At 27.4% G+C, this 25,042-nt stretch carries 22 protein-coding genes, 1 other RNA gene and 1 pseudogene; 8 read left to right on the top strand and 16 right to left on the bottom strand.

Going from position 1 to position 25,042, the window contains the following annotated elements; genetic code table 11:
- Positions 1 to 3: 3 nt before the first annotated feature.
- On the top strand, positions 4 to 1,521 hold the full coding sequence (locus QZ429_RS01780; RefSeq protein WP_291950183.1) for a disulfide bond formation protein B: 1,518 nt from the start codon (positions 4 to 6) through the stop codon (positions 1,519 to 1,521).
- An 85-nt stretch (positions 1,522 to 1,606) separates the two neighbouring features.
- The gene (locus QZ429_RS01775; protein ID WP_291950180.1) at positions 1,607 to 2,239 is read left to right on the top strand and encodes a protein-L-isoaspartate(D-aspartate) O-methyltransferase; all 633 of its coding nucleotides are present in this window, start codon (positions 1,607 to 1,609) and stop codon (positions 2,237 to 2,239) included.
- Positions 2,240 to 2,260: 21 nt separating this feature from the next.
- Here the strand turns inward: QZ429_RS01775 and QZ429_RS01770 are convergent, their stop codons facing one another.
- Together QZ429_RS01770 and typA are read right to left on the bottom strand one after the other, a co-directional pair.
- On the bottom strand, positions 2,261 to 2,893 hold the full coding sequence (locus QZ429_RS01770) for a poly(A) polymerase (RefSeq protein ID WP_291950177.1): 633 nt from the start codon (positions 2,891 to 2,893) through the stop codon (positions 2,261 to 2,263).
- Positions 2,893 to 4,701, bottom strand: coding sequence for a translational GTPase TypA (gene typA, locus QZ429_RS01765; protein ID WP_291950174.1), 1,809 nt, complete (start codon positions 4,699 to 4,701; stop codon positions 2,893 to 2,895). The genes QZ429_RS01770 and typA overlap by 1 nt, the downstream gene beginning before the upstream one ends.
- Before the next feature lie 125 nt (positions 4,702 to 4,826).
- Here typA and QZ429_RS01760 point away from each other — a divergent pair, with 125 nt between their 5' ends.
- Genes QZ429_RS01760 through QZ429_RS01745 form a run of 4 tightly spaced genes read left to right on the top strand, consistent with a single transcriptional unit; the run spans position 4,827 to position 9,491 of the window.
- On the top strand, positions 4,827 to 5,159 hold the full coding sequence (locus QZ429_RS01760) for a hypothetical protein (RefSeq protein WP_291950171.1): 333 nt from the start codon (positions 4,827 to 4,829) through the stop codon (positions 5,157 to 5,159).
- Between the two features lie 3 nt (positions 5,160 to 5,162).
- Positions 5,163 to 6,818 (top strand): flagellar hook-length control protein FliK, encoded by a 1,656-nt coding sequence (locus QZ429_RS01755; protein WP_291950168.1) that lies wholly within the window; start codon positions 5,163 to 5,165, stop codon positions 6,816 to 6,818.
- 48 nt (positions 6,819 to 6,866) lie between these two features.
- Positions 6,867 to 7,862, top strand: a complete 996-nt coding sequence (locus tag QZ429_RS01750; RefSeq protein ID WP_291950165.1) for a flagellar hook capping FlgD N-terminal domain-containing protein — start codon at positions 6,867 to 6,869, stop codon at positions 7,860 to 7,862.
- Positions 7,863 to 7,865: 3 nt separating this feature from the next.
- Positions 7,866 to 9,491, top strand: coding sequence for a flagellar hook protein FlgE (locus tag QZ429_RS01745; RefSeq protein ID WP_291950162.1), 1,626 nt, complete (start codon positions 7,866 to 7,868; stop codon positions 9,489 to 9,491).
- A 13-nt stretch (positions 9,492 to 9,504) separates the two neighbouring features.
- Here the strand turns inward: QZ429_RS01745 and QZ429_RS01740 are convergent, their stop codons facing one another.
- Positions 9,505 to 9,933 carry a hypothetical protein gene (locus QZ429_RS01740; protein WP_291950159.1) on the bottom strand — a complete coding sequence of 143 codons (429 nt, stop codon included), beginning with the start codon at positions 9,931 to 9,933 and terminating at the stop codon, positions 9,505 to 9,507.
- Between the two features lie 53 nt (positions 9,934 to 9,986).
- On the opposite strand from QZ429_RS01740, the gene ffs reads away from it, so the two are divergent.
- Positions 9,987 to 10,084, top strand: an RNA gene (ffs, locus tag QZ429_RS01735) — signal recognition particle sRNA small type.
- A gap of 3 nt (positions 10,085 to 10,087) precedes the next feature.
- On the opposite strand, the gene QZ429_RS01730 is transcribed toward ffs, so the two are convergent.
- The 5 genes from QZ429_RS01730 to QZ429_RS01710 form a co-directional block, all read right to left on the bottom strand.
- On the bottom strand, positions 10,088 to 11,311 hold the full coding sequence (locus tag QZ429_RS01730; RefSeq protein ID WP_291950156.1) for an HD domain-containing protein: 1,224 nt from the start codon (positions 11,309 to 11,311) through the stop codon (positions 10,088 to 10,090).
- Positions 11,312 to 11,710: 399 nt separating this feature from the next.
- Entirely contained in the window at positions 11,711 to 13,402 is a 1,692-nt protein-coding gene (locus QZ429_RS01725) for a nuclease-related domain-containing DEAD/DEAH box helicase (protein ID WP_291950153.1), read from the bottom strand.
- Positions 13,403 to 13,507: 105 nt separating this feature from the next.
- Positions 13,508 to 14,473 (bottom strand): ABC transporter ATP-binding protein, encoded by a 966-nt coding sequence (locus QZ429_RS01720; protein ID WP_291950151.1) that lies wholly within the window; start codon positions 14,471 to 14,473, stop codon positions 13,508 to 13,510.
- Positions 14,461 to 16,029 (bottom strand): iron ABC transporter permease, encoded by a 1,569-nt coding sequence (locus QZ429_RS01715; protein WP_291950148.1) that lies wholly within the window; start codon positions 16,027 to 16,029, stop codon positions 14,461 to 14,463. Before QZ429_RS01715 ends, QZ429_RS01720 begins: the two co-directional genes overlap by 13 nt.
- A 43-nt stretch (positions 16,030 to 16,072) precedes the next feature.
- Entirely contained in the window at positions 16,073 to 17,077 is a 1,005-nt protein-coding gene (locus tag QZ429_RS01710; protein WP_291950145.1) for a Fe(3+) ABC transporter substrate-binding protein, read from the bottom strand.
- A gap of 176 nt (positions 17,078 to 17,253) precedes the next feature.
- On the opposite strand from QZ429_RS01710, the pseudogene QZ429_RS01705 reads away from it, so the two are divergent.
- Positions 17,254 to 17,417 (top strand): annotated as a pseudogene (locus tag QZ429_RS01705) (globin); the annotation flags it as partial.
- 35 nt (positions 17,418 to 17,452) lie between these two features.
- Here the strand turns inward: QZ429_RS01705 and QZ429_RS01700 are convergent.
- Genes QZ429_RS01700 through QZ429_RS01665 form a run of 8 tightly spaced genes read right to left on the bottom strand, consistent with a single transcriptional unit; the run spans position 17,453 to position 25,006 of the window.
- The gene (locus tag QZ429_RS01700) at positions 17,453 to 19,081 is read right to left on the bottom strand and encodes a multidrug ABC transporter permease/ATP-binding protein (protein WP_291950142.1); all 1,629 of its coding nucleotides are present in this window, start codon (positions 19,079 to 19,081) and stop codon (positions 17,453 to 17,455) included.
- 1 nt (position 19,082) lies between these two features.
- On the bottom strand, positions 19,083 to 19,649 hold the full coding sequence (locus QZ429_RS01695; protein WP_291950139.1) for a type II secretion system protein: 567 nt from the start codon (positions 19,647 to 19,649) through the stop codon (positions 19,083 to 19,085).
- A complete protein-coding gene (tsaD, locus tag QZ429_RS01690; RefSeq protein WP_291950136.1) occupies positions 19,646 to 20,653 on the bottom strand; it encodes a tRNA (adenosine(37)-N6)-threonylcarbamoyltransferase complex transferase subunit TsaD in 1,008 nt (335 codons plus the stop codon). The genes QZ429_RS01695 and tsaD overlap by 4 nt, the downstream gene beginning before the upstream one ends.
- The gene (locus tag QZ429_RS01685) at positions 20,650 to 22,038 is read right to left on the bottom strand and encodes a M99 family carboxypeptidase catalytic domain-containing protein (RefSeq protein WP_291950133.1); all 1,389 of its coding nucleotides are present in this window, start codon (positions 22,036 to 22,038) and stop codon (positions 20,650 to 20,652) included. Before QZ429_RS01685 ends, tsaD begins: the two co-directional genes overlap by 4 nt.
- Positions 22,038 to 23,114, bottom strand: coding sequence for a 1-deoxy-D-xylulose-5-phosphate reductoisomerase (gene dxr, locus QZ429_RS01680; RefSeq protein ID WP_291950130.1), 1,077 nt, complete (start codon positions 23,112 to 23,114; stop codon positions 22,038 to 22,040). The genes QZ429_RS01685 and dxr overlap by 1 nt, the downstream gene beginning before the upstream one ends.
- A complete protein-coding gene (locus QZ429_RS01675; protein WP_291950126.1) occupies positions 23,111 to 23,860 on the bottom strand; it encodes a phosphatidate cytidylyltransferase in 750 nt (249 codons plus the stop codon). The genes dxr and QZ429_RS01675 overlap by 4 nt, the downstream gene beginning before the upstream one ends.
- 13 nt (positions 23,861 to 23,873) lie before the next feature.
- The gene (locus tag QZ429_RS01670) at positions 23,874 to 24,194 is read right to left on the bottom strand and encodes a hypothetical protein (RefSeq protein ID WP_291950123.1); all 321 of its coding nucleotides are present in this window, start codon (positions 24,192 to 24,194) and stop codon (positions 23,874 to 23,876) included.
- A gap of 2 nt (positions 24,195 to 24,196) precedes the next feature.
- Positions 24,197 to 25,006, bottom strand: a complete 810-nt coding sequence (locus tag QZ429_RS01665; RefSeq protein ID WP_291950119.1) for an NFACT RNA binding domain-containing protein — start codon at positions 25,004 to 25,006, stop codon at positions 24,197 to 24,199.
- Positions 25,007 to 25,042: the final 36 nt, after the last annotated feature.

The following is a 25,042-nucleotide window of genomic DNA, read 5'->3' as shown; positions in this document are numbered from 1 at the left end:
AACATGTGTGATATTAATAAAACTAAATTCTTTTATTTTTTGATGTGCCTGGCAGGATTTTTAATAATTTTATTACCTGTTGGCATAGCAAATTTAATTTTTGGCTATGTATTAGGAGATAGTCCTTGCACCTCTTGCTGGGGTCAAAGAGAATCTATGATTTTTATTGGAGTGATTGCTTTATTTATAGTTCGTTATGGTATAAAAGGCAAGTATTTAGCTTTTCTTTTAATAGCAACAGCTTTTGGCCTATGGCAGTCATTTCATCATATTGCAGGTCACGCTCATCGCGATCTTGATCAAGGATTTGGTTTGCCTATTTTTGGCTTACATACTTATTTCTGGGCTGAAGTAGTTTTTTGGGCAGTAGTGTTATTATTGGGTGTTATTTTCGCATTTGCTCCTAAATTTAGTTCATTTGAAAAAGAAATGGAAGGGGTAGATTTTAGAAAACTTACCAAATTCAATTTAGTAGCAATGAGTATTGCAACCTTTATTATCGCTTCAAATGTATTTCAAGCCTTTGTGAGCACAGGTATTCCTCCATATAGCGGACAAGGTGATCCAGTTCGTTTTAGTTTAAATTCAAAATATATTATTTGGGACGATTCTGGGTGGAATAAAAGATGGAAAAATATATCTTTTTTAGGAAAACGTGATATTAAAGAGCCTGATTTTGCATTTGCACCAGCAAGTGATAAGCTTGGTATTAAATTTGATAATAATATTAGCAATAGTCCGTTTATAAATATTGATGAAAATTTAAAAATTGTTAATGAAGTTAAAATTGATCTTAAAAAACCTCTTAACACGCTTGATTATATTAATGGAGAATATGTTGCAAGTTCAAAATATGATGTGTATTTTTTAGATGATAATTTCAAAATTAAAGAAGATTTTATCTTAGATCCATATTTTTCAGCTACTATAAACCCGATAATTGGAATTATTCCTTACCTAAATGATAAATATATTTTAATGGGTTCAAATAAAACCTTTTTAAGATTTAATAAAAATACAAATGCAGATGATGCCTTACAATATGCAGATTTTATAAAAGGTGCTGATAAATTTGAAGGACAAGGAAAAGATTTAGGCCGCGGAAGAATTGACACTATAAGAGCTAAATTTAATCATATTGCAAGCACTACAACAGATGATGATTTCATATATATTGCAACTATCCCAAATAATAAAGATTCAAAAACTTTTGTTATTTCTAAGATTTCATTAGCAGATAGAATACTTTCGGCTGAATTTACCCCGAAGGCAAAATTAAAAGAAAATAAAACTCTAGGTGATCTTTATGTTACCTCTATGGCTTATCAAGATGGTAAAATCTACGCATTAAGTAAAAATCACAATGTTATTGCAGTAATAGATTTAGACAAAGAAGAAATTGTAAAAACTATTTCTTTTCCTAAAAATATCACCAATGCAAGAAGTTTATTCTTTAAAGATGGAAAAATTCATATTCTTTCCTATCAAGATAACACAAATATTCTTTACACACTTGATTAATTTCTTAGAGCTAAAAACTCTAAGAAATATTTTAAGTTTTATAAATAAAAACTAAGATAAAATAACAATTTTTAAGGGGTTGTTATTGGATAGCATATTTGAACGAAAACAATGTCAAACTATGGCAGAAGAAATTAGAAAAAATACTTTTATCAATGAGGAATTGTTTAAAGCATTTTGTTCTACACCAAGAGAAATTTTTTCACCACTAAAAACTCATGCTTATAGACTTGATGCACTTCCTATGATGGGAAATCAATGGATAAGCTCTCCATTAACAGTAGCAAAAATGACAATGGCACTTGATTTTAAAGACGCTGATAGTGTTTTAGAAATAGGATGTGGTAGTGGCTATCAAGCAGCTATTTTAAGCAAACTCATAAGAAGAGTTTTTACAATAGAACGCATAGAAAAGCTAGCAACTGATGCTATAAAGAAATTTAAAATACTAAGCTACTTTAATATACATGTAAAATTTGATGATGGACAAAATGGATGGAAAAATTATGCTCCTTATGATAGAATTTTACTCTCTGCTTATATAGAACATATACCAAGTGTATTATTTGATCAACTTGAAGAAAATGGAATTTTAGTTGCACCATTATTAATAGGAGATCAACAATTCATAACAAGATTTATCAAAAAAGACAAAGAAATTACAAAAGAAATTTTAGAAGAATGCCTTTTTGTGCCTATTAAAAATGGCAAAGAATAATTTATATTTACCTAATTATCATTATTTATCACAAAGACTTTGAAGCTGTTCTAAATTTTTTTTAAAAAATTTAAAATTTAGATCAATATTAGTTTTTAAATCAGCAAAAAAAGGATTTCTTAAACTTGCTATAAGTGCAAATTTATCTTTTCTTAATACTTTTTGTATGGAAAATTCTTTGTCCTTGACCTTTTCAAAGATATTATTTTCAAAATTAATATCTTGTTTTAAATACTTACTATAAAGCAAAATACCACAGAAAAAATTTCCTAATTCATCTTTAAATTTTACATCATATAAAGTAAAATTTTTAAATACAAAAGAATTTTGAGAATGATAAGTTCTTAAAATAAAATCAAAACCGATATTTTTAAAATTTTCTTCTTTAAAACCCTCTTTATGAAAAGTTGCATTGTGTTGTTTTAAAAATTCTTCGCATATTTTTATTATAAGTTCATTGCGACCCCACATAAGTTTTCTTCCTAAAATTCTAAAAAACAAAACTCCTGCTAAAACTCCTCCAAACAAGGCAATAATAAAATCTTGAATAAATTGAAATACTAAAAAAAATACAATCAAGGCTTCTGCAATAGATAAAATTTGCAAAGCCTTAAGTCTTTTATTTAAACCTTGACGTATAGCCTCAAAATCCATTAAGATTTAGCCTTTTCCATTCTCTTTCTTTGAGTTGGATCAAGATATCTCTTTCTTACTCTAATATTTTGTGGAGTAACTTCAACAAGCTCATCTTCTTCTATCCACTCTAATGCTCTTTCAAGACTCAATTTTCTAGGTGGTACTAGTTTAATAGCATCATCACTTCCACTTGCTCTAACATTTGTTAAATTCTTTCCCTTAATCGGATTTACATCTAAATCATTAGGACGAGAATGCTCTCCTATAATCATTCCTGTATAAACTTTAGTTTGAGGCTCTATAAATAATACTCCTCTATCTTGTAAATTAAACAAAGAATACCCTAAAGCTACGCCATTTTCCATAGAAATTAATGCTCCATTATTTCTTTTTTCAACTGCACCGCTAAATGGACGAAACTCTAAAAAACTATGATTCATTACACCTTCGCCTTTAGTATCAGTTAAAAATTGGCTTCTAAAGCCTATAAGTCCGCGTGCTGGAATTTCAAATTCAAGTCTAGTTTGTCCATCGCCTGTTGGAGTCATAGTTTTCATCTCAGCCTTTCTTTTGCCTAATTTTTCTATTACAACTCCTGTAAAATCATCTGGCACATCAATCACCAAATGTTCAAATGGTTCAGTTTTTAATCCTTCTTCTATTTTAACGATAACTTCAGGTCTTCCCATACAAAATTCAAAACCTTCTCTACGCATATTTTCAGCTAAAATAGTAATTTGAAGCTCGCCTCTTCCACTTACTTTAAATTTTCCTTCACCGCTATTTTCATATTTCATAGCAATATTTGTTTTCATTTCAGCTTCTAAACGTTCAGCAATTTTATTTGATGTTACGTGCTTACCTTCAGTGCCTGCTAATGGACCATCATTAACAGAAAATACTATACTTAAAGTTGGCTCCTCTATATGGAGAGGATCAAGTGGCATAGGATTATTAGGATCAACAATACTATCACCTACATCTAAAGCTTCAAAACCCGCTATAGCTACTATATCTCCTGTTTTAGCTTCTTCAATATCAGTTTTCTCTAAACCCATAAAACCGATTAATTTTGAAATTCTACCATTTACTTTTGTGCCATCAGCCTTAGCTAGCATAACATTTTGGTTTTTTTTCACCTTTCCATTAAAGATTCTAGCTATACCTATCTTACCTACAAAATTATCATAACCTAAAGTAAAAACTTGAAGTTGCAAAGGATTGTCGTCGCTACCACTTGGTGCTGGAACACGCTCTAGAATAGTTTTAAACAATGGCTCCATATTTTCACTACTATCATCTAAATTAAGTTTTGCATAACCATTTTTTGCAGCAGCATAAACTATAGCAAAATCAAGCTGCTCATCATTTGCTTCCAAAGCGACAAAAAGATCAAAAATTTCATTAATTACGCGTTCGCAATCTGCAGCTAGTTTATCAATTTTATTAATTATAACTATAGGTTTAAGTCCTAAAGATAAGGCTTTTTTTACTACAAATTTAGTTTGAGGCATAACTCCTTCTTGTGCATCAACTAAAAGTAAAACCCCATCTACCATTTTTAAAACACGTTCAACTTCGCCTCCAAAATCAGCATGTCCTGGGGTATCAATAATATTAATTTTTACACCTTTATAGTCAATTGCAGTATTTTTTGAAAGTATAGTAATACCTCTTTCTTTTTCTATATCATTACTATCCATCACTCTTTCTGCTATTTGCTCACGTTCATTAAAAGTCCCTGATTGCTTTAACAATTCATCGACCATAGTTGTTTTACCATGATCAACATGAGCTATAACAGCTATATTTCTAATATCGTCCAAGTTTTTCTCCAAGCTTAAAATTTAAAATTTAGCATTATATATAAAAATACTTAAAAATTTTAAATCTAAATTTTGGAACACTTGTTGCTTTTATCAGTGAAGTTATTATTTTTAAGGAGAAAAATATGTCAAACTTAGATACACAAATTTTAAATACTGGTTTAGAAAAACAAGGAGTTTCAGTTTTAAATAGCAAGTATTTTATGGAGCTTTTAAGCTATTTAGATGTTAGAAAGTCAGAAAAAAAATTAAATTATGTAAAATTATCTGGAGAAATTAGTGAAATTTTAGATGATACTCATAATGAAAATGCGATATTAAATGCTAAAAATATAAAAGAATTATTAATCATTTTTAAGAATTTTAACCTTTCACACGAAAATTTAAAAATTGATTGCGTGCTAAAGCTTCAAAATTTATTTCCAAATTTAGCAAAGAGTAATTTTATCATAGGTTGATTTATGTCAAATATACAAAGCGCAGAGGCTTTAAATGTATTAAGCCTCGCACCAAAAAATGAAAATATTCCTAAGGATACTGACAAAAGTGATGGAGATGAATTTTTAAAATCTTTAATTCAAGCTATTGATGAAAAAGACTCAAGCTTATCAAAAGATTATAAGACTCCAGAAAAAAAATATAATACAAAAAAAGAGGCTATACCATCTAGCGAGCAAAAAAAACTTGATGAAAAAGATAGTATAAAATTGTTTGAAAATGCTAGTTTAATGCAAATTCTTTCTTTATTGGAAATACTACAAAGTGATAGTAAAGATATAAAACTTAACAAATTAGCTAAAGATAATATAGCAATTTTAAGTATTGAAAATAATATTCACAAATTAAAAAGTATCAAAAATATAAATGAACTTTTGAATATAGCAAAAGATTTAGGATTAAATGTAAAAAGCATAAAATTTGAACAAATACAAGATTTAAAAAAATCTTTTCCAAAATTAGATAAAAAGAAATTTTTTGATACACAAAAACAAAGCAATACTAATATTTTTCAAGATTTAGTTAATCAAAAAATTTCAAACTACTTAAAAGAAGAATCTGAACAAAAAAAACATATTAGCAAAAATAAAGACAATGATTCTGCTTCCTTATTGGCTTGTGCATTAAAAAATATAGATTTATCTAAAAAAGTTGTAGAAGGCAATGAAAATGATAAAAAGATAATTTTAAAAGATCATCTTGATGATAAAATATTAGTTAATGAAAAAGACAACAAAAGCAATATAAATAATATTTTAAAATCAAATAAAAATTCAAACAATACCAATAAAAATTCAAATAACACTAAATTAAATGATATAGAAATGATTAACACGACTCATAATTTTAAAAAAGAATTAGAACAATCCAAAGAAAAAATAGATCCTATGATGACTAATAATTTAGAAAATTTTGAAAAAAAAGTTAGTTCTATATTAGAAAATTTAAAACCAGAAAATCCAAAAAATGATAAAAAAGAAAATACCAACAATATAAAAAGTCAAAATATACGAGAAAATAAACTAAATTTAGAAAATTTACTCAATACACAAGATACAATTATAAAAAATCAAAAAAATGAACAAAGCACTGAAGTTTTTTCAGATTTTTTAAAAAATGTAAAAGAAAATACAAAAGAAAGCAATGAATCTCCACAAGAAAATTTAAATTCTTTTGTTAAAGAAATGAATAAAGTTTCTAATCATTTTGTAAAAAATCAAAGTATTCATATAAAAGAAACCTTTAATGATTTTGCTCAAGAATTTAAAGAAAAAATTGAAAGCTATAAAGCACCTATTACGAGATTTAACATAACATTAAATCCTAACAATCTAGGTGAAGTAGAAGTTACATTAATTCAAAGAGGAACAAATTTAAATATTAGTTTTAACTCAAATCAAAACACGCTCAATCTTTTCATACAACACCAAGCTGAATTTAAAAATTCACTAGTAAATATGGGATTTACAAATTTAGAAATGAATTTTAGCGAACAAGAAAGAAAAGATCAAAATAATCAACAAAAACAAAATAAAAATAAAAAAGAAACTAAGGTGAATTTAGAAAATGAAATTCAAGAAAGACCTAGTTTGGAAATGGTTTTAGCAAAATATTTTTAAATGGAATATTTTTTGCTTTAAAATAATAAATTATAAAAAAGGATTTTTATGCAAACTATAGATACACAAAATACCCAAAGTCCTTTAGCCTTTAATACAAAGGATGCTTCTAATGTAAATCAAAGAAGTGAAAATGATACAAGTGGAATTATAAGCAACCCAAAAGCAGAACTTGATAAAGATGCTTTTTTAAAACTACTTTTGATTGAGCTTCAGCATCAAGATCCTACAGATCCTATGGATACAGAAAAAATGCTTACACAAACTGCTCAACTTTCAGCACTTGAAATGCAAGATAATACTAATAAAACTATGACGCAACTTGTAAGTGCTATGACAAAATTACAAAATTCTATCGCAGCTAGCACAGGTATGAATGCATTAGCAGCAGTTGGAAAACTTGCGACTGTTAAAGATGATTATCTAATAGTAGCAGATGATGATATACAATTTCAAATTAATATGTATTTACCTGAAGAACCTCAAAAAGGTAACAAAACTGAAATAGAAACAAAAGATTTCGAACTTAAAACTAACGAAGATAAGCTTGATATTAGTGGAAAAATTGAAAAAGACATAGCAAAACCTGGAGATACTATCCATATAAAATTAAAAGATGACAAGGGACAAGAAGAAACTCTTCAAGCTGTTGTAGGAGATGATCAAACATTTAAAATTGTAGGTTATAAGCCAACATTGGATATAAAAACAGCTAAGATAAATTCAGCTTATAAATCAGATAGTGCTCCTGTAACATTTACAATCTATAACGAAGCAGGAGATCCTATAAGAACTATGAAGGTTAAAGATATGAGTGCTGGTATGAAGCAAATAGTTTGGGATAGAACCAATGATAGTGGAAATCCTGTTCCTTCTGGAAAATATTATGTCAAGGCAAGCTATACAGGAGAATCTGGAAAAGTTATTAATTCAACCTATGGAGCTTATCCAATAACCGGTGTAAGATTTAACAACGGAGAAGCTTTAATTGGAATGGGCGGAAGTTGGGTCAAATGGGAAGATATTAAAGAAATCACAGGATAAAATATGTTTACAGCACTTTATAATGGAGTAAATGGAGTAAAATCTCAAAGTCATAGCATAGACAACACGGCTAATAATATTTCTAATGTCAATACAATAGGGTTTAAATACTCTGAAGTTGGATTTAAAGATGTATTTTATAGCACAATGACAACGCAATCATACAACAAAGATCAAATAGGATATGGAACTTCAGCTGCCTCTGCTACTGATATATTTGAACAAGGACCCTTAGAAGCAACTGATGGCGAATTTGATGTAGCAATTGCAGGTAAAGGATTTTTTGGAATATCCAATGGCAATAGCGTGTATTACACTAGAAATGGGGCTTTTAGAGCTGATGCAAATGGAAATTTAGTTGATGCAAATGGAAATTATGTACTTGGGACGATGAATCCATCATTACAAGAAATTCAACTTAGCAATAGAGTTTCAAATATGTTTGGGCAACAACTTGATCAAAGAGTAACTACAGCCCTTACAGGAAAGCCGGGTGTAGATTTTCCAATGGGTGGGGTAAATACGCAAGGACCAATATCTGTTCCTAAAAATCTTTATTTGCCACCTCAACCAACTCAAAATATCACTTGGAGTGGAAATTTAGATACAAGCACAAAAACAGAAGCTGTAAATATCGATCTTGATGTTGAAAAATTTAATTTTACAAAAAATGATGATGGAACTTTTAATATATCTGGGAGTGTTAAAGACGAGCAAATATTTGGTTTGCAACCTGGCACTATGATATATTTTGACATAGAAGATGAAAATGGTATTACTCAAACATTACAAGCTACTTTAGATGATGATCTATCTTTTAATCTTGAAAATCAAACACTAGATAAAATAAATTTAGCAAACGCTACGCTAAAATCATCTCATATAAGTATGGAAAAAGAGGTTTCAGATAGCTCAGAATTATCTGCAAAGCTTATCAATCCTGATGGCTCAATTAGCTGGGTAAAAGTAAAACTTGATAGAGTCTTGCCTCAAAATGGCACCGATTTAGAATACAAAGCTGTAGCACAAGTGTATGATAATGACAATAACAAAATTGGAGGAACAACTGAAGGTTTAATCACATTTAATGAATCTGGAGCTTTAATAGCAAATACTTTAACTTCAGTGGATAATAACGGGGTCAAAGTTAATATTAATCTTGGTTCTTATTATGATCCAAGAATTCCAAATTCAGGCTATGATGGACTCCACGCTTTAAGCAATAAACAACCTTCTGTGCATACTAAAACAGACGGGCTTGGAGAAGGATTTTTAAACAATTATGCTATTAATCTTGATGGAACTATAGTAGCAACATTTACAAATGGCAATCAAATTCCTATGGCTAAACTTGCCCTATTTAATTTTATCAATGAACAAGGCTTAGAAAAACTTGGTGAAAATTTATATGGACAAACTAGCAATAGCGGAAAACCAACATTTTTACTAAGTAATGATGGAAAATTTAGCACAGCAAGTTTTAAAGGTTCATATTTAGAACAATCTAATGTGGATTTAGCTATAGAATTTGCAAATTTAATATCCTTACAAAAAGCATATGACTCAAGTAGCAAAAGCATTAGCACAGCTGATCAAATGATTCAAAAAGCCATTAATATGAAACGCTAAAACAAGCGTTTTATTAATTTTTTGATACTATATAACTTATTTCTTGTTCAAAAAATTCTATCACTCTTTGCTGTATCAAAGATTCTTCCTCGTTTTTATCTAAAAAACACTTTAGTCTATTAAAATTTATCTTTTGAGCATAACGCGGATGAGTTTTTAAAAGAAAAGCAATATTTTTAAGCAAAGAATCTAAACTTAATTTATTTTTCAACACTAAATCTATATATTCTTTAGTAGTTTGCACTAATACAGCTTGCCTGCTTTTATCCTTAGGATAAACTTCTTTTGAAATTTCATTTAAAATATCCCATGATTCTTGTTTTATATTTTTATTTGCTACTATAATTGCAGCAAAAGATTTTGCTCTAAATTCTAAAGACAAATGACTTGGTACAAAAATTTCTCTGAATTTAGATAAAAAATTTGCAAATAAATTAATCATTTTTACACCTCAATATTTTTTAAGATATTTTAAGATATCATTACCACTGCCTTCTTTTAGACCTGTGCAATGTTAATTTTAAGCACCGCTTCAGGGTGGGAACACAGCAGAGCACTTATTATTAGTGTGTGCCGCAGCCATCTGGAAGAGGGTTTTAAAGTTTGAAATATCCCTTAATATCTTCACATATTTTTAAAAAATTTACTCCATTAATAGTTGGATTTGATTTAAAATACTCATACATTCCATCAAGACCGCTTTCTAATTCTTTGGATTTAACCCCACAACTAATAGACAAAGCTGCCTCAATAAAGGCTGCGATTTTATCACAATATTTCAATGCTTTACCATCAATAGCCTTAAAATGATCCTCATTTACAGCGTCTAAACTTCCACTATAAACACTGGGTTTATTATTGAAAATTCGGTTTTCAAATTCATTTTTTATATAAGTATTTTCACCCTCTAATCCTTCTCTAATACCCAATATATAACTAAATTCTTCTCGAAAAGAAAAGGGGATAAAAGGTAAAATTTTTTCATTAATCAACTTCATTTCATATTCATTAATAACCTCATTTAGCCCCTCTATACCATATTTAACAGGAGTTATAATATCTCTTGTCAAGCTCTCTGGTAAGTCATGAAATAAAGCACAATAAAAATTACTTTCTAATCTACCATCACAAGCTTTTACCTCTAAGGAGTAAAAATAGCTCAAAATAGCTACTACAAGCATATGTCCTAAAACTGCAGTTTCAGGAATTCTTGGAGTTTGCGCCCAACGCTTTTGAAAACGCAAACGCCCGCTTAAATCAATAATTTTAGCAATTTTTTGATTTAATGCTATTTTTCTTGCTCCAATTAACTCATAATAATCCTCTAACTCTTCTTCTACTTTAGCTTTAATTTCATCAATATCATGTAAAAAAGAACTCGTTTGATAAACTATATTAAATTCCCATCTTGTAGCAAAGTATGAAGCAGCTTTTAAAATAAGTCTTTCTTTAGTATAGTCTTTTCCTTGCAAGAAATTTTCATATCTTTTTAAAAATGCACCATTTTCGATATTTTGTATCATAGGGGAAATTTTAGTCAAAACCCAAGCATTTATCTGTGTATTTTTTTGACGCAAAATTTCATGATAAACATCAGGGCGGATATCAGTTACAACAACACGACTTAAGAATTCAAAAATACCTGCTTCAATCACAAAACGCATATTGACATCATTTTCCATTTTTGCCATAAAATATGCAATGATAAACTTATGTGCTTGTTTATCAAGCTCCACTAAATTTATCATCTTAGGATAATCATTCCATCTTGATATAAAAGCGGCCTTAAAAATATGCTCTATTAATTCTACACTAATCATCATTTGCCTTTTTAATTGTGATTTTACTTTATTTTATAATCTTTAGCAAATTTTAAAATCAAAAGAAGTTTTAAGCATTTACTTACGAAAATTACAGCATATAGTATAAAAACCATATCTATAATAATCAAATAAAAATATTTATAAAAGCTTAAAAATATCACAATAAAAATTTATAACTCAAAAAATTGTCTATAAATTTAAGAACTAAATAATGAAGGTTCTTTGCAATCATTGCTAAAGATACTACGAACTAAATCAATAAATTTACCTGTGTATCTATAAGATGATAACTTGCCTTTATATAAAATCTCTATGCTTTGTTGTGATAAATACTAAAAATATTATCCTCTAAATTTAAAGTATGTTATTAATTTCATACAAACATAAATTTATAGCTTACACCCATTCTTTAGAATATTCTAAGTATTTTTTATTTTTGTTTAACACTACCAAGGCTTCTTTAGCTCTTGTTAATGCAACATAAGTTTTAAAATCATTTTGTATATTATTTTTATCTTCACTTATAAAGATGATTACTTTATTTTCCATACCTTTGAAGCTATTTATAGTGCATATTGTTATATTATTGTTTTCTAATGAAAATTCTTCTTTATTGTCAAACATATCTTTAATATCAATGTTATTATCATTTAAGAAAGTTTTTATATTATATCCTGTATTTTTATCAAGCACCAAGATACTTATATCCTTTAGTTTATATTTTTTATTTATAAAATGATTACAATAATATAAAATTTGCGTATATAAATTATTTTCATTTATATTTTCCCAAATCAATGGTTGCAAATCCAATATATTTTCATTTGTAGTAGTTTCTAAATTTAAAAAATTACCAAAATTTTTATCAGGGTGATTTTCCAAATAATCTTTTAAAAATAAATTAAAAAATTGATTAACTTTGGATATTAAATTTGGTAAATAATTAGTCCTTTTTGCCTCTTTTAAAACACCCCAAACACCTTTAAATTTATATCCATAACCATTCATACTATCTTTTATCCAAGATACATCTCTATCATATAAATTTTGTTTATCATCAGCTACTAGCAAAATTTCATTATTTTTACTTAAAAAATATAGCAAGATATCAAACCATTCTTTTTTAAAATCTTGTGCTTCATCTATTAATATAGCATCATATTTTCTATTTTTTAAATTCAAACCTTCACTTTGTAGTTTTAAAACTTGCCCAATTAAAGCTTGTTCATACAAACTAAAGTCATTAAAAAAATATTTCGGCTTTTTTACTTCTAATTCATTTTCTTCTACATATAATCTAATAAATTCATGAAAATGATTATATTCTATAAAATTCCAATCAAAATCTTTAAAAGAATTTCCAATTTGTTCTTTTATATATCTTTTTAATGTCTTATTAAAGCAAATAATCAATACTTTTTTATTAGCAATTGCTATATTTACTGCCTTTTGAGCGATGATTAAAGTTTTACCGCTTCCAGCAACTCCCTTTACTCTTCTCCACGAATTTGGGATATGTTCTATAAGTCTTTTTTGCTGCTGAGTTAAATCTATTCTCTCTCCATTTTCTTTTTTATGTTTTTTTGGCGATATAAAATTTCTTATATCATTTGCACAATTTATAAAGATATTTGGATAATTTAATATAAATCTTATTAGATCACATTTTTTATCAAATCCAAAAATTTCAATCCCTTTTTCTCCTAAAAAATTAACAATATCTTCAGTGTAACTATTGTGAAAATAATGTATGCAAACAATAGGAACTTGCTTAAAATAATTAAATTGCTCTTTATATCTTTTAAGTTGAGAATTTGGATTAGCTATTTCAATGCGATTGCCTTGAGTGTATTTATAATATTTATTCTTTTTATAATCCTTTTCAAATCTTTCTAATTTCCAATCTTTAATCTCAATAATAAACACACCTTTATTTTTATGAAAAACAACAATATCAGGCCTATTGCCATTTAAATTAGGTTGAGCATAAATTTCAAAATCTTCTAATAAATTATTGTCTAAATAATCAATTAAATATTTTTCTCCATCTGTAGATATATACTTTGAATTAATTATCATTTTTCGCATCTTATGCCTTAAATATACAAAATATTATCATTAATACTACCAAGATATCAATGAAAGCTTATTTAAGCAATATAAATTATTAATTTATAAAATATTTTTCTCATTTTAAACCAATTCAAGATAAATTTTTTCTCCCTTATTAAGTGCTTTATTATGATAAATACTAAAAATATTACCCTCTAAATTTAAAGCAAGCTCATAAAAATCTCCATAAAAATCACATTCTAAAACCAAAGCTTCTAAAGGAGTTGGTAGCTTAGAAATTTTAAGGTCATTGGGACGCAAAATTCCATTTTTTCGATGTAAGTATTCTTTAAAGGTTAAATTAGAAATTTTGTCTATTTCTAATTTGAAAGCCTCACCTAAAAATTTTGCACTTGTGATATTTTTAGGAAAATAATACAAATTATAAGCATCGTTATAATCTAAAATTTTTCCCTCGTGGATTAATGCTATATAATCAGAAAGATAAAAAGCATCTTCTCTATCGTGAGTTACAAAAATTGCACTAAGCTTGTGCATTTTTAAAATATTTTTGATTTCTTTTCGCATTTTTACACTTAAAGTGTGATTTAAATTTGAAAAAGGTTCATCAAAAAGTATAATTTTTGGCCTAGCAACAATAGTCCTTGCTAAAGCCACTCTTTGAGCTTGCCCACCACTTAATTCATTAGGATACCGACACAAAAGTTCATTTAAATTTAAAATTTCTAAAAGCTCGTCTAATCGTTGCTCTTGTTCTGTTTTACTAAGATTTGCAATACCAAAACAAATATTTTCTTTTACATTAAGATGTGGAAATAAAGCATAATCTTGAAATAAAACACCAATATCACGATTTTGAGGAGGTAAATACAAATTTTTAGAAGCAACTAATTTTTCCTCTATATAAATTTTGCCATCATTTATCTCAAAAAATCCAGCTATACAACCAAGCAAAGAACTTTTTCCACAACCACTCTCACCTAATATACTTAAAATTTCACCCTCATTTAAGTTTAATGAAATTCCTTTTAAAACTTCAACATCAAAAAAAGATTTATATAAATTTTCTATTCTCAACACTTGCACGAGTTTTTCCTTTGATTGTTTTTATCTTGCAAATAGTGCATTAAAAAAGTGGGGATAATCCCAAAAAATACTATAATTAAAGAAGGCAAAGCGACATTGTAGATTAATTCTGTTTCACTATATGCAAATACCAAAGATGATAAAGTTTGAAAACCAGATGGAGAAAGTATAGTGGAAATAGGAAGTTCTTTTAAAATATCTACACAAATAATCACTACAGCTAAAGCTAAATAATATTTAATTAAAGGAAAATGTATATGAGTAAATATTTTAAAAGGTTTAATTTTTAAAGTCAAATTTGCATAGTCTATATGTTTTGAAATTCTTTCAAAGCCTGATTGAGTAGCAAAAATCCCAGAGGCTAAAAATCTTACAAAATAACCAAAAAATAAAACTAAAAAGCCACCACCCACAGCATATTCAAAGGATAATACATCAAAAATCTTATTTAAAACACCTAAAATTACCAAAATTCCAACAGCTACAACAGCACCAGGTAAAGAATACCCTAAAGTAGCAAGCCAAAGCATTGTTTTTGAAAATTTTGTATTATTTAAACGAATCACAAAACATAAATAAAAAGCCACAAATACAATGCAAAATGAACTAATTAATGAAACACTTAAGCTATATAAAGATGGAGTTAAAACATTATAAAAACTTTGAATAAAATCAAATTGAGCCCAATAAATAAGCCAAATAATAGGCACAATAAAAGATAAAAAAGCAAGGTGAAAGCACCATAAAAAAGCTAAAAAAGATTTAAAACCTTTTAACTCGTCTTTAGGAGTTGGTAAAAACACATTTTGTGTAAATCCTTTTTTACCTCTTTGAATTTTTTCTAATAACATCAAAAATACAATAAAAACAAGCAAAGCCACGCTTAAAGCTACTGCACTTACCTCATCGCCTCCACTTCCCCAAGTTCTAAAAATTCCAGCACTAAAAGTATCTACACCAAAATATGCAACTAAACCATAATCACTCAAAGTCTCCATTGCAACTAAAAGCAAAGAAGAAACTATACCTATACGACAAAATGGCAAAACAACCTTAAAAAAAGTTTTTAAATTCGAAGCTTTTAGAATTTTTGCACTCAAAATAATACTTCCAAGTCCATTAGAAAAAGAATTTTTAGCAAAAAAATACACATAAGGATAAAGAGCAAAAGATAAAATAACAATCACTCCGTAAGAATTCATTATATCAATACGTCTTTCAATACCTAAAAATGTAGAAATTAAACCTTTAAATTCAAATAAATCAATCCATACAAAACCCATCACATAAGAAGGTATAGCTAAAGGTAAAATCAAAAACCATTCAAAAAATTTAGAGCCAAAAAATTTATAAAAAGAAATCAAATAAGCACTTATTAAGCCAAATACTAAGCAAAGCACTAAAGTTCCAAGTAAAATTACAGCGCTACCATAAATATAACGTGGCAAAACATTTTTACTTAAATGCTTTAAAGTATCAAAATCTATAAATGGAATGTGCAATATAATAGCCAATATAGGTAAGATTATAAGAATACACAAAAAAAAGGTGGGCAAAAGCCACCTTAAACTTAAAAATTTCAAATTTTATTCTTCCTTATCATTTCCAACCAACTTCATCAAATATCATTAAAGCCTCTTTAGCATTACCCCAATAAGCTTCGAAATTTGGTTTTTCTGATTTAAATTCACCCCAAGATTGTAAAATTTTAGCTGGTTTTACTTCTTTATTGACTGGATATTCATAATTTTGATTTGTTAGAATTTCTTGAGCTTCTTTTGAAAGCATAAATTCAATAAATTTAATAGCTGCTTCTTTATTTTTAGAAGTTTTTAAAACACCTATACCACTTACATTAATATGCGTTCCTCTACCATCTTGATTAGGAAAAATGACTTTTACAGAATTTGCAGCTTCTACATCTTGTGGATTTTTAGAATTTGCTAAATGACCCAGATAATAACTATTTGAAATAGCTAAATCACCTTCTTTAGCATAAATAGCACGAATTTGATCACGATCTCCGCCTTTTGGAGGACGAGCTAAATTTTTAACTATACCACTAGCCCATTCTTTTGCTTTTTCTTTGCCTAAAGTATCTATCATAGCGCCTAATAAAGAAATATTATAGACATTATTTGAGCTTCTTACTAAAACCTTACCTTTAAATTTTGGATCAGTTAAATCCTCATAAGTTTTAACTTCTCCATCTTTAATCCTATCTTTAGACGCAATAATAATCCTAGCTCTTGTGGTAAAAGCATACCATTGGTTATTTTTACCTCTTAATTCTTTAGGAGAAAGTTTTTCTAATTCCGGAGAATCAACAGAAATAAAAAGATCACTTGTGCGAACTTGCTCTAAATTTCCAGCATCAGCAGTCATAAACAAATCTGCTTTTGAATTTTTACCTTCAACTTCTAATCTCTTAGCAAGCTCATTAGCTTTAGCTTGCACTACATTAATACTAATCCCTGTTTTTTCTTGAAATAATTTAAAAATTCCTTTATCAGCATCATAATGCCTATGAGAATAAATCGTAAGCTCTTGAGCACTTAAACTAACAGCAGCCAATAATGACAATAAAACTAACTTTGTTTTCATTATAACTTTCCTACAAATAATATTGAAATTGATAAGGATTATTATATTATATTTGTCTTTGCATTTGCTTAAGTAAGACATATTAATAATTTCTCATATCTAATTTTAAAAATCAACACTGATTGAAATATTTTATCTCTTATTTCAAAAAACAACCAAAAGCTTTAGCTATTTTAATAGCTTTAAATCTCAAAGAAGAACATCACCCTATAGCTTGTGCTTATCTTTAAAAGCTATACTAAATGCTGATGATACAACGCTTAAAATATGGGAAAAAGCATATGGAATTATTGCTAAATTTTATATAGATATAGAAAAAATTTATGCAAAAAATCAATAATCTTAAGTTAAAGCCTAAGATTATTTTTTTAATATTTAAAATTTCTCTACTATATTCTTTGCGATATTTTTTATATCTCCTTGTAATTCTTCAATATTTCCATCTTGAGCAAGCAAAATTCTATCAGCTATATCAAAATAAGTATCATCGTGAGTGATTGCAAAGATAGTAATACCTTTTTGTTTTAAAAGTGGCAAAAGTTTTTGGTAAAAAAATTTTCTAAACATAGGATCTTGATCAGCTGCCCATTCATCTAATATCAAAATATCTTTTTTTTCAAGTAAAGCAACTAACATAGCTAAGCGTTTTTTTTGCCCTGCTGAAAGCTTTATAGTGCTAAAATTATCTTCTATAAGTTCTATTTTTTCATCAAGTTCTAAAATTTCAAGCCAATATTTTAAATCTTCTTCTAAAAAATTTTCATCTCTTAAAATTTTTGTAAATAAATGAAAATCGCTAAAAATAGCACTAATTAAGGCTCTATATTTGTGTATATTTTTTGAATTTATTTCCTCATCGTCTAAATAAAGCTTCCCACTAAAATCAGTAAAAAGCCCTGCTAAAATCATAGAAAAAGTTGATTTGCCACTACCATTTTTACCTATTAAAAATATAGTATCACCTTTTTGTAATTCAAAATTTATAGGTTTTAAGGAAAATTTTTTATCATAAGCAAAACAAATATCTTTAAAAACTATCTTTTTCCACTGAATTTTTTCATTTATGATTTTAAAATCTTGTCTATACTCTTGTAAATTAAGCTTTGAAATTTTATCTAAAGCTATTTTTGCCATCAAAATAGTAGGAAAACTCCCTATCATAGAAACCAAAGGAGTTCTTAAAAAAAGTATGCTTAAAGCTATTGTCGTAGCATTTTCAATGCTAGTAAGTTTATATGTTAAAACTATATAAAATTCAACTCCAACTAAAGCTAGCATTGCACTATTGCTCCAATTATTTGACAAAATATGCAAAATATTTCCTATAGTTGAATTTTTCTTTTTTTTCAATGCGTTAAATTCAAATTCACTTTCATAATATTGTTTTGCTCTTAGTGGATTTAAAGTAAGCTCATTATGCCCTTGTAAAATATTTTGATAATCTTTTTGCAAAACATCATCATTTTCTCTTGCACGTTTAAAATAAAAATACACCTTACTCATTAAAAAATTATTAATAATAAATAAACAAACTATCCATACAAAACACAATACAAAAATTTCTGGCGAAAGATAAGCTATATAAACACTTGTGCAAAATATTAAAATACTAGATTGAACAAATTCTGGAAAACGCAAAAGACCAAAAGAAATGCTTCTTACATCATTGTTTAAAGACGCAAGTATTTTTGCTTTAGTGGTATTTAATATATATAAAATATTAGTATCTAAAATTTGCTTTACCACTCTTTTTTGCATTTTAAAAATAAATTTTTGTCCAAAAGAACTAAGAGAAATTTCTACTAAAGATGAGCTAAGAAAAAATAAAATTAATAAAAATGCAAAATACACTATAATATGAGGATTTTCAAGATTTGATTTCAATAAAAACTCATTAATAAATATTAAAGTCAAAACACCAATTAAACTCGTAATAACACTAAAAAATAAAAAGATAACAATTTTTATCTTATTTTCTTTAAATAAAGTTAAAATAAAGCTCAAATTAATTACCACTTAATATATACACTTTGCCTGCTAAGTCTTTAAAAGATTTAGAATTTACTAAATTTTGACAAGATTTTGATTTAGAAGTGCTATTGTATGTTTCTTCACTTAATTTCTTTAATAATTCATCTAATTGAGTTTTTAAATTTTGATTTTTAGGATCTTTTAAAAGTTCATTTTTTAAATTTGCTATAGTTTGAAATTTATTATTTGATCCTACGCTAATACCTAAAAGCAAAACGCTCTCTTTATCTGCAAAAGTTATTTTAATACACTGCTCATCATTTCCTACGCTAAAATCAAGCTCTTGTGTTGCATTATGCAAACTAGATAAATCTATATTTTTAATATTAGAAATATTACTCATCAAAGCTACACTTGAGAGTGCTTCATTTTTTAAAATATAATTATTAACATCATTAATAAAAATTTTAAGATTACTTAAAGCTTGAATAGCACTTGCTTCATCTTTGCTTGTTCCAAGTTTTGGCAATGCTATAGCAGCTAAAACTCCTAATATAATCACAACAAACACAAGTTCCATAATGGTAAAAGCTTTTTTCATAACAAACCTTGTAAATTTTTTACTTTTGGATTAATTAATTCTTGTGAAATATCTACAAAATCTTTTCTCTTATAAGTATCACAAGCTGCTCTTGCTATCATCAAAGCATTATCAGAACAATATTCAAGTGGAGCCAATAAAAGCTCACATTCATAATCTTTACATAAATTCTCAACCTGATTTCTCAAAATTAAATTTGCACTAGCTCCGCCAACTATACCAAAATGCTTGAAATTATATTTTTTAAAAAGTTTTGTAAGTTTATGCATAATATGCGATATAGCAGTTTTTTGAAAAGCATAGGCGATATGACTTTTTTTATATTCTGTTAAATTTTCCTTTAAAATCTCTAATCTAACTTGATTTTTCAATCCTGAAAAACTAAAATTTAATTCTTTAGAATGAAGCAAAGGTATGCTAAATTCCAAAGAAACATTACTTGCTTTTTTAGCCAATTCTTCTATAATAACACCACCAGGATAACCTAGCCCCATCATCTTAGCAACCTTATCAAAACTCTCGCCAAAACTATCATCATTTGTTCTTGCAAGTTCAGTAATTTTCCCTTGTTTATCCACAAAAAGCACCATAGTATGCCCTCCGCTAACAAGCAAAATTCCTATATTAGTTTGAATTTCTTCTTTTAAAAATAAAGAAAAAATATGACCTTTTAAATGATTAATGGCAATAAGAGGCAAATTTAAACTCAATGCAAGCATTTTAGCCATACAAATTCCACCTATTAAACTCACGCTAAGCCCGGGTTCATTCGTAACAGCTACAGCACACAAATCATCAAAATAAACCCTACACTCACTAAGAATTCTAGGTAAAGCTTGAGTATGTAATCTTGCTGCAAGCTCTGGCACTACTCCGCCATATTTACTATGCTCATTTTCTTGAGATATTTTTTTATAAAAAACACACTTATAGGTATCTTTGTTTATAATAGCAATAGAACTATCATCACAAGAACTCTCTATAGCTAAAATAAGATTTTTCATTCAAATTCCACCAAAACCATCCCAAGAAATTTATCTTTTTGCTCTGCTTTTTCTATAAGAATATGTGGTATATTTGCGTTTTTTATTTCTTTTGTATGATTGTCATTAATTAGAATTTGTTCATCTAATTTTGCTTTTTTTAATTCATAAAATTCCACTCTATAAATTTTTCTTTTTTTATCTAAAGAATATCTACTTTGCATTTGATTTTTATGAATTAAAATTCCACTTTCATCTTTGCCTTTATCAAAACCTATAACATTAACTCTTACTCCATTAATAGCAGGAACTTCAAAATTATTTTTAACTAAAATTTTATTAGCAAAATGGCTTTGTATAATTTGACCATCTACTATCAACTGCACATTATCTAATGCGTTTGAAAATTCAAAATATTCAGGATAAATCCTAGTTTGTAAGCGATTTCCATAATTTACAGAATATGAATTTTTTCCTGCAATAACTGCGGTAATTTCGTTATTAGCTTCGTAATTTAATGCTTGATTTACAGGAAAGGGTAAAAAATTAATAGTAGGATTTGGATAATCAAGAAAAAGTAAAATTTTATCATTGAAAAGTTTTACTTCCAAAGGTTTTTCTATAGCTTGATATACCCCTTTTGGGGTTAATTCAAAAGTTCTATTAAATTCTATATTTGCTTTTTTTAAATAATATTCTACCGCTAAAAGATGATAATACACTCTTAAGTGAGTGGGTAAATTTTTACTCGCTTCATTTGCAAAAGCGGCCTTATGGTTAGATATAACAAAATAAGTTAAAGCTTTGAGCATTTCTTTGTCATTAGTTTCTTGAGTTTTTGTATTTTTTAAATGATATTGATGTTCTTCCTTAATCAAAGCCTTATTTATATTTTCTACAGCTTCATTTGCGATATTTTCTAAATCAGCGTATTTTGTGGAATTTACTTCACTTTGATCAATAATACTAGTATTTCCCCATCTATTTGGATTTTTATCTTTACTTTCATATTGTGGTCTATAAAAACCACTTCCATCGTGTAAATTTATCACCATATTAATTTCAGGATTTAAAATAAGTTTTTTAATACGTTCTATAGTAAAATAATCAGGGTCATCTTTATTAATATGAGCAAATTTTCTATTTAAATCGCCAAAATTTCCTCTATTTCTAGCGATAATACTTTCAAAAGCTAAATTAGGCGCTACAATTATCTTGCCTTTAGTGATATTATAATCACTCAAAAGCAAACTAGCAGCGTGAAAACCACCGGGTTCATCTCCTTGAATTCCTCCAAGAATTAAAATAGTATTATTATCATCTAAACTTACTCCATTTTCTTTAACACTAAAATCTAAAGCTAAAACTAAATTAATAAATACGCATATACATAAAAAAAATTTCACTAATTTCCCCTATCTAAATACAATTTTACTTGCATATCATATTCAAATACATCATCAATACTTTCAATTTTTGGCACACCAAAATGATCAAGTGCTTCAAAGATACCTTTTGCTATATCTAAAAATCCTATTTTTTCTTCTAAAAATTTATATACCATATACTCATTAGCACTATTTATAATAACACCAATATCAGGATTTTTTAAAAATTCTTCTTTGAGTGTAAATATAGGATATTTTTTTAAACTAATCTTTTCAAATTTTAAATTTTGTATCTTTGATAAGTCAAGCGGTTTTATAAAATTTTTATTGTGATGTTTTAAAATAGCCTGAGCTATGGATAATTTCATATTTGCATGAGAAAAATATGCACTAATGCCACCATCTTCAAATTCACATAAAGCATGAACTAAAGATTTTCTTTCTATCAAAGCGTCAATATTTTTCATACCATATAGATAATAAGCCTCTATAATTTCAAAAAGTTTATTACACATACTCGCACTATCTATAGTAATCTTAGCTCCCATAGACCAGTTAGGATGCTTTAATGCTTCTTTTACGCTAACATATTTTAAATCTTGAATTTTATATTTATAAAAAGCTCCACCGCTTGCGGTTATGAATAGTTTTTTGATATCTGTTTTTTTCTCAACCAAGCATTTTAAAGCTGCATGTTCGCTATCTATTGCTTTAATTTTAGAAACATCAAAAAATTTTCCAGCTACCACTAAGCTTTCTTTATTTGCTAAAGCTAAATTTTTTCCAAGTTTTTGAGCCATTAAGCTTGAATTTAAGCCTGCAAATCCTACAATAGCATTAACTACTAATTTGCTTTTGCATTGACTTATCATTTCTTTTAAGCCATCTTGTGAGCAAAATACTTTATTATGATTGACTAAAATTTTATCTTTAGGATCTTGTATGCAAACAAATTTAGGCTTAAATTTAGCTATTTGCTCATTTAAAAGCTTAATATTTTTGCCACAAGATAATGCCTCTATGCGTATATTTTCACATTCTGCGATAAAAAGAGTATTAACCCCTATGCTTCCTGTGCTTCCAAGTACAATCATATTAAAGTTGCCATAGCAAATGAAGCAATAATTACAGCGTCAATTCTATCTAAAATGCCTCCGTGTCCTGGTATAAGATTTCCACTATCTTTGACTCCAGCTTGTCTTTTAAAATAACTTTCAAGCAAATCCCCAATCACAGCAAAAATTGCCACAACTAAAGGAATATAAATACTTTCAATCACATCAAATTCAAAAGCTCCTACTATAGTTCCAACGATTCCAGTTATAGCTCCAACGATTTCAGCACAAACAATGCCTCCAATAACTCCTTCTAAAGTTTTATTTGGACTGGTTAGGGAAAAAGATCTTTTTCCTATTAATTTACCTATAAAATAAGCACAACTATCACAAACAACTACAATCATTATCAACCAAAATAATACAAACATACCATCATAACTTAACACCTCATAAAGCATTAAAATAGGTAAAGTTGGATAAATATATGGCATAAGTTCTTTTAAATTTTCACTCTTTTTATAAACTAAGTAGCCTAAAATAATCACAACGCCCATTAATCCAACATAAAAAGGTTTATCTAATAATACAGCGATAACAAAAATACATAAAGCCACCAAAGCACTTGCATTTTTAGTATTAAATATATTTTTTGCTTCATTAAATGCCAAATAAAGCACAATCGCAAAAAGAGTAAAATTAATAAAAGAATTATTCACCACAGCTACAATCAAAACAACAACTATCATTATGATAGCACTTAAAATTCTTGTTTTAGAAAACATTTTATCCCTTTTTTTAAATACTTAAATCAAGTAAATGAGAGTTTTCTTGCTCATCTTCTTCACATTCTTCATCTTCACTTACATCTTCTTCATAATGCTTTGAAGAATGTTTTTTTTCTTGCTCTTGCTCTTGTCTTTCTTTTATCTCATCATCTACTTCTTGCGTTTGATTAACCTTTTCAAGTTTTTCAATTGCTTTTTCTTTAGCTTGAAATTCACTCATATTAACTAAAGTTGCAAAAGAATCTTTTGCAAGCTCATTGCTCAATTGTGCAGAATGCACAGGTGCATTTTGGTTGGCAAAATTAATGCCACCTAAAGGACTTATAGGCATATTCACTCCTTTACAATGCTTAAGCTTTTATAATTTATATAATTTACAAAAGCTTTTTCTCTGATTTTAACAAATTTCTTACTTGTATAATCGACTAAATAAACCCCCGGATTTAATCTAGAAAATTCTACACAAAGCTTTGCTGCAAATTCTAACACCATTTGGCTTATTTTTAATTTATTTGAAGTAACGATAACGTGAGCACCTGGATAATCCTTAATATGAAACCATAAATCATCTTTTTTTGCCATTTTAAGTAAATACTCATTAGCTTTTTCATTGCACCCTACACTAATTTTAAATTCATCAAAATAAAAACTATTTATTTTGGCATTAATTTCTTCTTTTTTATTTTTTTTTACCTTCTTTGGCATTAAAATTTCAAGCTCGTATAAAGAAGTGCTTTTGCAAATTAAAGCTCTTAAATCTACTAAAAAATTTAATTTTTCATTTAAAATTTCACGTTCTATATTGATATTTTTTGCTTTTTGCTTTAGTTTTTTAGCTATTTTATAAAAATCATTAGCACTATTTTTAGGACTATCTTCTAAATTAAATGCAAGTTCTTTTCCATCAAAATCTTTTAAACTAAAATTTCTTTGAAAATCTTTTAAAATATTCAAATTTGCAAAAAGAATATCTGCTTTTTTACTTAAATTTCTTGCTTTATCTAGCAATTTGTCTTCTTTTTCTAAATTTTCAATGCTTTCATTTAAAAGTTTTATTTTTTTTTCTATATTTGAAATCTTATTTTCTTTAATTTCTTGCAATCTTTTTGCCTGAATTTCTTTTGCTTTATTTGAAAAATACATATTAGAAATTTATGCAGATTCTAATATTTCAATAGA

Origin of the sequence: Campylobacter sp. (genome assembly GCF_020024835.1) — a bacterium.
In the GTDB taxonomy this organism is placed as follows: Bacteria; Campylobacterota; Campylobacteria; order Campylobacterales; family Campylobacteraceae; genus Campylobacter_D.
Note: the sequence above shows the minus strand (reverse complement) of the source record. Positions and strands in the feature narration are given on the sequence as shown.

Coding starts and splice junctions, on each gene's coding strand:
- QZ429_RS01725 (WP_291950153.1), bottom strand. CDS start 13,402: ATGCGAAAAATGATAATTAATTCAAAGTATATATCTACAGATGGAGAA.
- QZ429_RS01710 (WP_291950145.1), bottom strand. CDS start 17,077: ATGAAAACAAAGTTAGTTTTATTGTCATTATTGGCTGCTGTTAGTTTA.
- QZ429_RS01750 (WP_291950165.1), top strand. CDS start 6,867: ATGCAAACTATAGATACACAAAATACCCAAAGTCCTTTAGCCTTTAAT.
- QZ429_RS01695 (WP_291950139.1), bottom strand. CDS start 19,649: ATGAAAAAAGCTTTTACCATTATGGAACTTGTGTTTGTTGTGATTATA.
- QZ429_RS01730 (WP_291950156.1), bottom strand. CDS start 11,311: ATGATTAGTGTAGAATTAATAGAGCATATTTTTAAGGCCGCTTTTATA.
- tsaD (WP_291950136.1), bottom strand. CDS start 20,653: ATGAAAAATCTTATTTTAGCTATAGAGAGTTCTTGTGATGATAGTTCT.
- QZ429_RS01755 (WP_291950168.1), top strand. CDS start 5,163: ATGTCAAATATACAAAGCGCAGAGGCTTTAAATGTATTAAGCCTCGCA.
- QZ429_RS01780 (WP_291950183.1), top strand. CDS start 4: ATGTGTGATATTAATAAAACTAAATTCTTTTATTTTTTGATGTGCCTG.
- QZ429_RS01675 (WP_291950126.1), bottom strand. CDS start 23,860: ATGTTTTCTAAAACAAGAATTTTAAGTGCTATCATAATGATAGTTGTT.
- dxr (WP_291950130.1), bottom strand. CDS start 23,114: ATGATTGTACTTGGAAGCACAGGAAGCATAGGGGTTAATACTCTTTTT.
- QZ429_RS01770 (WP_291950177.1), bottom strand. CDS start 2,893: ATGGATTTTGAGGCTATACGTCAAGGTTTAAATAAAAGACTTAAGGCT.
- QZ429_RS01745 (WP_291950162.1), top strand. CDS start 7,866: ATGTTTACAGCACTTTATAATGGAGTAAATGGAGTAAAATCTCAAAGT.
- QZ429_RS01740 (WP_291950159.1), bottom strand. CDS start 9,933: ATGATTAATTTATTTGCAAATTTTTTATCTAAATTCAGAGAAATTTTT.
- QZ429_RS01665 (WP_291950119.1), bottom strand. CDS start 25,006: ATGTATTTTTCAAATAAAGCAAAAGAAATTCAGGCAAAAAGATTGCAA.
- QZ429_RS01670 (WP_291950123.1), bottom strand. CDS start 24,194: ATGCCTATAAGTCCTTTAGGTGGCATTAATTTTGCCAACCAAAATGCA.
- QZ429_RS01760 (WP_291950171.1), top strand. CDS start 4,827: ATGTCAAACTTAGATACACAAATTTTAAATACTGGTTTAGAAAAACAA.